Source organism: Streptomyces odonnellii, from assembly GCF_000981895.1.
Classification (GTDB): domain Bacteria; phylum Actinomycetota; class Actinomycetes; order Streptomycetales; family Streptomycetaceae; genus Streptomyces; species Streptomyces odonnellii.
The window spans coordinates 1-10,173 of sequence record NZ_LATD01000406.1; the positions used below are offsets into that span (position 1 = coordinate 1).

General features: G+C 70.8%; 9 protein-coding genes. 3 read left to right on the plus strand and 6 right to left on the minus strand.

Annotation, left to right across the window (positions count from 1 at the left end; genetic code table 11):
- Window positions 1-702: 702 nt before the first annotated feature.
- The 3 genes from fomD to WH07_RS31265 all read right to left on the minus strand — a co-directional run bounded on the left by fomD (window position 703) and on the right by WH07_RS31265 (window position 4,692).
- Complete coding sequence (fomD, locus tag WH07_RS31255) at window positions 703-1,377, minus strand: cytidylyl-2-hydroxypropylphosphonate hydrolase (RefSeq protein WP_046507556.1); 675 nt, start codon at window positions 1,375-1,377, stop codon at window positions 703-705.
- 72 nt (window positions 1,378-1,449) lie between these two features.
- Window positions 1,450-2,853, minus strand: a complete 1,404-nt coding sequence (locus WH07_RS31260) for a class II fumarate hydratase (protein ID WP_046507558.1) — start codon at window positions 2,851-2,853, stop codon at window positions 1,450-1,452.
- Between the two features lie 144 nt (window positions 2,854-2,997).
- On the minus strand, window positions 2,998-4,692 hold the full coding sequence (locus WH07_RS31265) for a fumarate hydratase (RefSeq protein WP_046507561.1): 1,695 nt from the start codon (window positions 4,690-4,692) through the stop codon (window positions 2,998-3,000).
- A 224-nt stretch (window positions 4,693-4,916) separates the two neighbouring features.
- Here WH07_RS31265 and WH07_RS31270 point away from each other — a divergent pair, with 224 nt between their 5' ends.
- Window positions 4,917-5,600, plus strand: coding sequence for a DUF1707 SHOCT-like domain-containing protein (locus WH07_RS31270; protein WP_046507564.1), 684 nt, complete (start codon window positions 4,917-4,919; stop codon window positions 5,598-5,600).
- 186 nt (window positions 5,601-5,786) lie between these two features.
- Complete coding sequence (locus tag WH07_RS31275; RefSeq protein ID WP_046507567.1) at window positions 5,787-6,155, plus strand: WhiB family transcriptional regulator; 369 nt, start codon at window positions 5,787-5,789, stop codon at window positions 6,153-6,155.
- Between the two features lie 266 nt (window positions 6,156-6,421).
- On the opposite strand, the gene glpX is transcribed toward WH07_RS31275, so the two are convergent.
- On the minus strand, window positions 6,422-7,453 hold the full coding sequence (glpX, locus tag WH07_RS31280) for a class II fructose-bisphosphatase (RefSeq protein WP_046507570.1): 1,032 nt from the start codon (window positions 7,451-7,453) through the stop codon (window positions 6,422-6,424).
- A gap of 132 nt (window positions 7,454-7,585) precedes the next feature.
- Here glpX and WH07_RS31285 point away from each other — a divergent pair, with 132 nt between their 5' ends.
- Window positions 7,586-8,155 carry a DUF4245 domain-containing protein gene (locus WH07_RS31285; RefSeq protein ID WP_198533929.1) on the plus strand — a complete coding sequence of 190 codons (570 nt, stop codon included), beginning with the start codon at window positions 7,586-7,588 and terminating at the stop codon, window positions 8,153-8,155.
- Window positions 8,156-8,563: 408 nt separating this feature from the next.
- On the opposite strand, the gene WH07_RS31290 is transcribed toward WH07_RS31285, so the two are convergent.
- Window positions 8,564-8,800, minus strand: a complete 237-nt coding sequence (locus WH07_RS31290; RefSeq protein ID WP_046507574.1) for an exodeoxyribonuclease VII small subunit — start codon at window positions 8,798-8,800, stop codon at window positions 8,564-8,566.
- A gap of 75 nt (window positions 8,801-8,875) precedes the next feature.
- Window positions 8,876-10,084: an exodeoxyribonuclease VII large subunit gene (gene xseA / locus WH07_RS31295; RefSeq protein WP_046507577.1), complete on the minus strand. Its 1,209-nt coding sequence runs from the start codon at window positions 10,082-10,084 to the stop codon at window positions 8,876-8,878.
- Window positions 10,085-10,173 lie beyond the last annotated feature (89 nt).

Here is a 10,173-nt window from a genome sequence, read left to right on the forward strand (position 1 = left end):
CGTGGCGGCGGGGTCGGGGGTGGGCGCGGGCACGGCGGGCCCGGGCAGGCCGGCGGCGCCCGCCTCCTGCCGCGGCCGGGTGCGTTCCTGCGGCCGTGCAACCAGGGGCTGCCGGCCTTCGTGGGAAGGAGGATGCTCCGTCACGCGTGGGGTTCCGTCCGTCCGGGCCGGTGGTGCGCTGCGATCGCTTCTACTGGGGCAGGTCCCGGCAGTGCCGTTCCCTGCCGGGGTCTGTGTCCAGGCCGTGTCCGGTACCTGGTCGGGACGCCCGGGGGCGCCTTACGGTTCCTGCTGGGCCCGCAACGCACGGCTCCACCCCCTCGTAGTGACTCGGTCGTCATGACGTGCGGTCGTAGCGGCTGACGGTGTGACGTCTGGTGACATGCAAGGTGACTAGTGTGTCGAACAGTGTGACTGACGGTCAGGCCGGTTGCTGCGCTCACCCGTTGCCCCGGTGCAGTCTTCCGGAGGACGATCCTACGTTTGAACCCTGGGGGCACATCAAGGGTCTCATGACGTCGGCGGCGGCGCCCGTGTGATCAGGGCCTTGGTCAGCACTGTTCCGGCCACTCGGGACGCTTCCGGCCATGTCTTCGCCGGTGCGGGTGACTCCACGGAGGGCTGTACGGGGAGTCGCGCGCGGGGCCGTGCCGGCTGCGGACGGGGCGCCGTGACCCGGACTCGGGGCGGGGCCCTGGCCGTTCAACGGGTCCCGGCCCCGGCGCGTACCGGCGCCCGGTCCCAGTCGTCTGGCAACTCCGGCACCGGCCAGTGCGGTTCGGGCCGCCAGTGCTCCCAGCCGTCCCGGAACGGCGCGCCCCAGGCGGTGATGGCCTCGACCGCCGCCAGCCCCGCCTCCCTGACCCGGCGCGCCTGGGCGGGCGCCATGAGCCCGTCCTGCTGGGCCTGGGCGAACTCGTCCTCGTCGCGCCACCGCCAGCTCCGGTCGGGAAACACGTCGATGTCGAGGAAGTGGTCCTCCGAGTCGACACCGCCGGCCCAACGGGTGTGCGGCTCCTCCAGGTTCACGTACCAGTTCTGGAACTGCCAGCCGCGCTCCCACCACAGCCACACCGACCACGGCTCACCGGGCCGGGCCAGCTTGAGCACGCCCATGCCGTACCACCGGTCGCGCACCACCGTTCGCGGTGTGGTGTAGCGGGTGGCCAGCGGCTCCTGCTGGATCGGGGAGCCGTCGGCGAGCGCGGGCTTCACACAGGGAGTGTCCGGCGCCAGCCAGGCCGCGAGCAGTTCGTCGGAGTCCTCGACGACCGTGACGGGACGGCAGATGTGCACACGGTCCCCGGCGTTCTCCCGGTACCGCCACAGAATCTGTGTGCCGGGCGCCCAACGCCCCAACGCCGCCGTCTCTGTCATGCGCAGATCCTAGGCCGTCTTCGGGAAGGAAAACCGTCCGCCCGCCAGGTCGCGACGGTGTGCGATGCCCGTTCACGGGCGTGTCATCCGCAGGACGTCCAGCGCCTCGTCGAGCTGCTCCAGGGTCAGGTCGCCGCGCTCCACATAGCCCAGCTCCAGGACCGTCTCGCGGATCGTGCGATGGTCGGCCAGGGACTTCTTGGCGACCTTCGCGGCCTCCTCGTACCCGATGTACTTGTTCAGCGGGGTGACCACGGAGGGCGACGACTCGGCGTACGCACGGGCCCGTTCGGCGTTCGCGGTGATGCCGTCGACCGTACGGTCCGCCAGCAGCCGGGACACGTTCGCCAGCAGCCGTACGGACTCCAGGAGGTTCTTGGCCATCACCGGGAGCATCACGTTCAGCTCGAAGTTCCCCGCCGCGCCGGCTGCCGCGATCGTGGCGTCATTGCCCGTGACCTGCGCCGCGACCATCAGCACGGCCTCCGGGATCACCGGATTGACCTTGCCGGGCATGATCGAGGAGCCGGGCTGGAGATCCGGGAGGGTGATCTCGGCGAGACCCGTGCGCGGCCCCGAGGCCATCCAGCGCAGGTCGTTGGAGATCTTGGTGAGCGAGACCGCGACCGTACGGAGCTGTCCGGAGGTCTCCACCAGCGCGTCCCGTGCTCCCTGCGCCTCGAAGTGGTCACGGGCCTCCGTCAGCGGCAGTCCCGTGGCGCGGGCGACCTCGGCGATGACGGCAGCGGAGAAGCCGGGCGGGGTGTTGATGCCGGTGCCCACCGCCGTACCGCCCAGGGGCAGTTCGGCCAGGCGTGGCAGTGAGGCGGTCAGCCGCTCCACCCCGTACCGGATCTGCGCGGCATAGCCGCCGAACTCCTGGCCCAGCGTGACGGGCGTGGCGTCCATCAGATGCGTACGGCCCGACTTGACCACGGAGGCGAACTCCTCGGCCTTGCGCTCCAGGGCCGCGGCGAGATGCTCCAGCGCGGGGATCAGCTCGCCGGTGACCGCGGCCGTCGCGGCGATGTGGATGCTGGAGGGGAACACGTCGTTGGAGCTCTGCGACGCGTTCACATGGTCATTGGGATGGACTTCGCGGCCGGGGCCGAGACGCTCCGTGGCAAGGGTGGCGAGCACCTCATTCGTGTTCATATTCGAGGAGGTACCTGAGCCCGTCTGGAAGACGTCCACCGGGAAGTGCTCGTCCCACCGGCCCTCCACGACCTCGGCCGCCGCGTCCTGGATGGCGTCCGCGATGTCCTTGCCGATCACCCCGAGATCGGCGTTGACCTTGGCCGCGGCCGCCTTGATCCGGGCCAGCGCCTCGATATGGGCGCGCTCCAGCCGCTGTCCCGACACCGGGAAGTTCTCCACGGCGCGCTGTGTCTGGGCACGCCACTTGGCGTGCGCGGGGACCCGGACCTCGCCCATCGAGTCGTGCTCGACGCGGTACTGGTGCTCATCGGTCGTCATCGTCGTCGTACCTCCTGCTGGGAGAGCGTCCGGCAGGCCCGCTGTGTTCCCGGGACATTCCCACGAACGTGTTCGTTCCCACGAAAGTGTTACGGCGAAGAGGACGTTGTGCCGAGCACCGGGTGACGAGGCCCGGGTCCGGTGTCAGGCGAGGCCGGGGCCGCGCACCGGGATGGAGGTGAACGTCGGCGCAGGGGTCGGTTCGGTGAAGAAGTCGTTCCCCTTGTCGTCCACGACGACGAACGCGGGGAAGTCCTCCACCTCGATCCGCCAGACCGCCTCCATGCCCAGCTCCTCGTACTCGACGACCTCGACCTTCTTGATGCAGTCCTGCGCGAGCCGCGCCGCCGGGCCGCCGATCGAGCCGAGATAGAAGCCGCCGTGCGCGGCGCAGGCGTCGGTGACCTGCTTCGAGCGATTGCCCTTGGCAAGCATCACCTTGGAGCCGCCGGCCGCCTGGAACTGCTCCACGTACGAGTCCATCCGGCCCGCCGTCGTCGGGCCGAACGACCCCGACGCGTACCCCTCGGGCGTCTTCGCCGGGCCCGCGTAGTACACCGGGTGGTCCTTCAGGTACTGCGGCATCTCCTCGCCCGCGTCCAGCCGCTCCTTGATCTTGGCGTGCGCGATGTCCCGGGCCACGACCAGCGGTCCGGTGAGCGAGAGCCGGGTCTTGACCGGGTACTTCGTCAACTCGGCGAGTACTTCGTCCATCGGACGGCTGAGGTCGATCCGTACACTGCGTCGATCAGCGGCTTCGCCGCGGGCACCGCCCGCCTCGTCCAGATGCTCGTCCGTGGTGTCCGGGAGGAAGCGCGCCGGGTCGGTCTCCAGTTGCTCCAGGAAGACGCCCTCCGCTGTGATCTTCGCGACGGCCTGGCGGTCGGCCGAGCAGGAGACGGCGATCGCGACCGGCAACGAGGCGCCATGGCGCGGCAGGCGCACCACCCGTACGTCATGGCAGAAATACTTGCCGCCGAACTGCGCGCCGATACCGATCCGCTGGGTCAGTTCGAAGACCCTCTGCTCCAACTCCTTGTCACGGAAGCCATGACCGGTCGGAGAGCCCTCGGACGGCAATTCGTCCAGATAGTGCGCGGAGGCGTACTTCGCGGTCTTGAGCGCGAATTCGGCGGACGTGCCGCCGACGACGATCGCGAGATGGTAGGGCGGGCACGCGGCCGTACCGAGGGAGCGGATCTTCTCCTCCAGGAACTTCATCATGGAGGTTTCGTTGAGAACCGCCTTGGTCTCCTGGTACAGAAACGACTTGTTGGCGGAACCGCCGCCCTTCGCCATGAAGAGGAACTTGTACGCGCCGCCGTCCGTCGCGTACAGCTCGATCTGCGCGGGCAGGTTCGAGCCGGTGTTCTTCTCCTCCCACATGGTGAGCGGAGCCATCTGCGAATAACGCAGATTCAACTTGGTGTACGCGTCATAGATGCCGCGCGAAAGGGCTTCCTCGTCACCGCCCCGCGTGAGTACGTTCTGTCCGCGCTTGCCCATCACGATCGCCGTACCGGTGTCCTGGCACATGGGGAGAACGCCCGCGGCCGCGATATTCGCGTTCTTCAGGAGATCGAGCGCCACGAACTTGTCGTTCGACGACGCCTCGGGGTCGTCCACGATCCTGCGGAGCTGGGCGAGATGGGCCGGGCGCAGATAGTGCGAGATGTCGTGCATCGCCTCCGCGGCCAGGGTGCGCAGCGCCTCGGGCTCGACCTTGAGGAACGTACGCCCGTCGGCCTCGAAGGCCGAGACGCCCTCGGCGGTCACCAGCCGGTACGGCGTGGTGTCCTCGCCCAGCGGAAGCAGATCGGAGTACGCGAACTCTGGCATTGCGGCCATTCCTCACTCGACAGACGGCGGCGCGGCCTCCATTGGCGGCGCGGCCTCCAGCGTAGGGCGCCGCGCTGACAGCGCACCTGTGAGGTCAGGTGTGAGGTAGCGCTCAGTCGGCGCCGCGCACCGGCTCGCCAGGTCGCGGGGCAGCCGCGCGGTTCGCCGGACTTGTCTCTGGCTGCCACTAGTCGCGATCTATCGCGTTTCGCTACCCTGGGTCCGTGGACCTCGAAAAGCACCCCCAGAAGCCGGCTGTGCCGGCGGAGCCCGCCGGTATCCGGGCCTCCGACGCCGACCGGGACCGGATCGCCGACATCCTCCGGGAGGCCCTGGCGGAGGGCCGCCTGGACGCCGAGGAGCATGGAGAGCGGATCGACGCCGTCTACCGGGCCAAGACCCTGGGCGAACTGGAACCGCTCGTACGGGACTTGCCCGCGGCCGGCCCCGACGGCAGGCCGGCCGCCCCGGCCGCGCACTCGTCGGCGGCGTACGGATACGGCCCGGAGGACCCCACCGCCCCCGCCGAGAATCTGGTCGCGGTCTTCAGCAGTTCGACCCGCAAGGGCCGCTGGCGCATCGGCCGCAGGACCAACGCCTTCGCGCTCTTCGGCAATATCGAGATCGATCTGACCGAAGCGCTCTTCGGGCAGCGCGTCACGGTGATCAACGCGACGTCCATTTTCGGCAATGTCGAGGTCCGTGTCCCCGAGAACATCTCGCTGCGCGGCAACGGCACGGGCATCTTCGGCAATTTCGAAGTCCGCACCCTGGAGGCCCCCGACGTGGACGCCCCGGCCGTCGTCGTGAACGGATACTCCGTGTTCGGCAATGTGGAGGCCAAGCCGAAGCGCGGCAAGCGGGTGGCGGACCTCCGCGACCGGCTCCGTAAGCACCTCGGCCACTGAGCCCGGTTAGCGGCCCGGGCACTGGTTTTTTTCCGGCCAAAGGCGACCGCCGGTGATTGAACGTCCGGAATTCAGGGCGGTGTTCCGCACTCCGAACTCGGTGCCACGCAGTGCTTAGGAGCGCGCACAGCGGGTAGGGAAAGCTGCATCGTCTCTCGCTCGCGAAGCCGTCGTCAGGAGTAGACCGTGCTGCAACTGCCGCATCAGCCCCTGCAGGTCGCCGCCGTACCGTCCCAGCGGAGTCCCGCTCGGGAGGATCAGGCCGGCCCCTGGCATTCGGAGGCGGTGTGCCGTCGGGACGAAGCCGCGTTGTTCTTCGCCCCATCGAAGGAGCCGACAGCCGCGAGGCTGGCGCGGGAAGAGGCCGCGAAGCGGGTCTGCGCCCGCTGTCCGGTCATGGTGGACTGCCGGGAGCACGCGCTGCTCCAGCCCGAGCCGTACGGAGTATGGGGCGGGCTGACGGCGGCCGAGCGCCGGGTGGTGCTGGCCCGCCGGAGACGGCGTGAGGTGGAGCTGCGCAAGGCCGCGGCGGCGGGCGAGCGGATCGCCGGCTGACGGGCCGCACGGCTGTCCCGTACCCCCGTGACCACGCGGTCCCGTACCCCCGTACTGCCGTGCTCACGTACCTCTGTCCTCTGTACTCCCGCGGTCCTGGCGCGCACGCGGATTCGGATACAGAGAGGGCGCCCCGCCGCACAACGGGGCGCCCTCTCCGATGTCCGCGTCCGTGTCCGCCCGGCGGTCTGCGTGCCGGGAGCCGCGTGGCTGGCGGCCTGTGCCTGCCCGGCCGCTTGCGCGTGCCCGGCCGTGAGCCGGCGCGGCTACTTGGCGCGGTCGAAGTCGATCGTGCTGTAGGCCCTGAGCTTCGACAGCCGGTGGGTCGAGTCGATCTGCCGGATCGTGCCCGACTTGGAGCGCATGACCAGTGACTGGGTGGTCGCGGTCTCCGAGCGGTAGCGCACCCCGCGCAGCAGCTCGCCGTCCGTGATCCCGGTGGCCACGAAGAACACGTTGTCACCGCTGACCAGGTCATGAGTGGACAGCACGCGGTCCAGATCGTGCCCCGCGTCGATCGCGCGCTCCCGCTCCTCCTCGTCCTTCGGCCAGAGCTTGCCCTGGATCACGCCGCCGAGGCACTTTATGGCGCACGCCGAGATGATCCCCTCGGGCGTACCGCCCACGCCCATCAGCAGATCGATCCCGGTGCCCTCGCGCGCGGCCATGATCGAACCGGCCACGTCGCCGTCGGAGATGAACTTGATCCGGGCACCGGTCTCCCGGATCTCCTTGACGATGCCGTCATGGCGGGGCCGGTCGAGTACGACGACGGTGACGTCCTCGGGCGAGGAGCGCTTGGCCTTGGCGACCCGCCGGATATTGACGGCGACGGGCGCGTCGATGTCGACGAAGTCAGCCGCCTCGGGCCCGGTGACCAGCTTGTCCATGTAGAAGACCGCGGACGGGTCGAACATGGTGTTGCGGTCGGCGGCGGCCAGGACCGCGATGGCGTTGGGCATGCCCTTGGCGTTGAGGGTCGTGCCGTCGATCGGGTCGACCGCGATGTCGACCTCGGCGCCTGTGCCGTCCCCGACCCGTTCGCCGTTGTACAGCATCGGGGCCTCGTCCTTCTCGCCCTCGCCGATGACGACCACGCCGTTCATCGACACCGTGGAGACAAGGGTGCGCATCGCGTTCACCGCGGCGCCGTCCGCGCCGTTCTTGTCACCGCGCCCGACCCACCGGCCGGCCGCCATGGCGGCCGCCTCGGTGACACGGACCAGCTCCAGGGCGAGATTGCGGTCGGGCGCCTCGGGAGACACCTCAAGTGGGGGAGGCAGGTGATGTTCGGTCATCGGATCGCACCTTTCTGTACGGCGACGGCCGGAAAAGAGGGTGATACGACTGTATCCGTACCCCGCCATATTGAGCAGAGGGGCCCACGGATGAGCGGGGAGCCCTGATGCGACGATGGTGGGGTGGCAGGTATGCGAGGCAGGCAGACGGTGCGGGACATGTTCCTGTCGATGGCGGTCATCGGGGTCGTTGTCGCGGGCATCTATGTGTTTATTCCGCACGACGACAAGGCGGTCCCGGTCAAGGCGGTCGACTACCGCGTCGAGCTGCTGACCGCGCGCCGCGCCGCGCCGTATCCGGTGCTGGCGCCGACGGGCCTGCCGGGTACGTGGAAGCCGACGTCCGTCTCGTACAGCGCCCAGGACGGCGACGCCTGGCACCTGGGCTTTCTGGACCCGGACGGGGAGTACGTGGCGGTCGAGCAGTCCACGGCGCCCGCGCGGAAGTATGTGCCGGAGGTCAGCCAGCAGGCGGCCGACACCGGCAAGTCCCAGCAGGTGGCGGGCGAGGCATGGCGGCGTTGGGAGGGGCCGAAGTACGACGCCCTGGTCCGTACGGAGGGCAAGGCCACGACGGTGGTGACGGGCACGGCCTCGTACGAGCGGCTGGCGCAGATGGCGGCGGCACTGGAGCCGGGTCCGGAGCCGGGACCGGAGCCTGAGCCGGGGGCCGCGTCGGTGGAGCCTCAGCCGACGTCCTGACCTGGACGTCCTGAGCCGCACGTCCTGCCCTGTACGACTGACGGCCGCCGCCCCAGGGGAATGGCGCCGACGAGCACACGCCGCTGATCAGCGGGAACATCGGCGGGCCGGCGAGGGCGCGTGGTCCCCGCGTGGCCCGCGGCCCGGCTTCGACGAGGTCGTCACCGCGGTCCGAGCGGGCCCGCCCGCCTATACAGGCCGCGCGCGGCCGGCGGCCCGCCTCCGGCCGCGCTCCGACTCCGACAACGCGGCGAGGTGCCGTGCCAGGCGTTGCGGGGCCGCGCACGGCCGACGGGCCGCTTCCGGCCCGCGCTCCGACCGGCCCCGCCGGACAGGGCCCAGGCCTGGGCCCCGCCAGGCCCGGCCCGGGACCGGTTGGGGCCCGGCCCGCGCCCGGGGCCGTCCCCCTCAGTCCTCGTCCTCCCGCTCCCCGTCCCCCTCCTCGTCGGCCAGTGACGCGTCCAGCCGCGCCCGCGCGCCCTCCAGCCAGTGGCGGCAGATCTTCGCCAGCTCCTCGCCCCGCTCCCACAGCGCCAGCGAGTCCTCCAGGGACGTACCGCCCGCCTCCAGCTTCCGTACGACCTCGATCAGCTCGTCCCGCGCCTGCTCGTACCCGAGCACGGCCGCCTTGTCCGTACCGGCCATCTCATTCACTCTCCGTACCCGCGCCCGTGCGCGCTCCGACCCGCTCCGCCCGCGCTCCCGCGGCCCGCGCCGCGCTCACCGCGCGACCCGTACCGTGAACTCGCCCTCCGCCACCCGCGCCCGCAGCTCCTCGGCCGGGGCCACCTCCTCCGGGGACCGTACGACCGTCCCGTCCGGCCGCTGAAGCACCGCGTACCCCCGCTCCAGCGTCGCCGCGGGCGACAGCGCGACCACCCGCGCCAGGGTGTGCGACAGCTCCGAGTCCGCGCGGTCCAGGAGATGCCGCAGCACCCGCCGGCTCCGGTCGGCCAGCGCCGCCACCTCCGCCGCCCGCTCGTCCACCATCCGGTGTGGCCGCTCCATCACGGGCCGGGCCAGCGCGTGCGCCAGCCCGCGCTCCTCGCGGTCCAGCAGCCCCCGTACGCTCCGCAGTGCCCGGTCGCGCAGCGCCTGGACCCGGTCCAGCTCCTCCCCGACGTCCGGCACGATCTTCTTCGCCGCGTCCGTCGGCGTCGACGCCCGGAGATCCGCCACCAGATCCAGCAGCGGCGCGTCCGGCTCGTGCCCGATCGCGGAGACAACGGGCGTACGGCACGCGGCCACCGCCCGTACCAACTGCTCGTCCGAGAACGGCAGCAGATCCTCCACGCTGCCGCCGCCGCGCGCCACGACGATCACATCCACCTCGGGCAGCGCGTCCAGCTCCTTCACCGCCTGGACGACCTGCGCCACCGCGTTGACCCCCTGCACCGCCGTGTTGCGCACCTCGAAGCGGACCGCGGGCCACCGCCGCCGCGCGTTCTCCAGCACATCGCGCTCGGCCGCCGACGCCCGTCCGCAGACCAGCCCGATGAGCTGCGGGAGAAACGGCAGCGGCTTCTTGCGGTCGGCGTCGAACAGCCCCTCCGCGCCCAAGGCCTTCCTCAACCGCTCCAGCCGAACGAGCAGTTCACCGATCCCGACCGGCCGTATCTCCGTGGCCCGCAGCGAGAGCTGCCCCCTCGGCGCGTACCACTCCGGCTTCGCCTGCACCACGACCCGCGCGCCCTCGGACACCACATCCACGATCGCGTCGAAAACCTGCCGGTAGCAGGTGACGCTCACCGAGATGTCGTACGACGGGTCGCGCAGCGTCAGGAAGACCACCCCCGCGCCGGGGCGGCGCGAGAGCTGGGTGATCTGCCCCTCGACCCAGACCGCGCCGAGCCGGTCGATCCAGCCGCCGATGAGCCGCGACACCTCGCCGACCGGCAGTGGAGCGTCCGCGGATGTGTGGAGAGCCATACCGAGGAGCGTATCCGCCGCCTACGACATCACTCCGGAATCGGCCCGGCGGCCGGGGATCCGGGGCCTGGGGGCGGGGATCCGGCGCC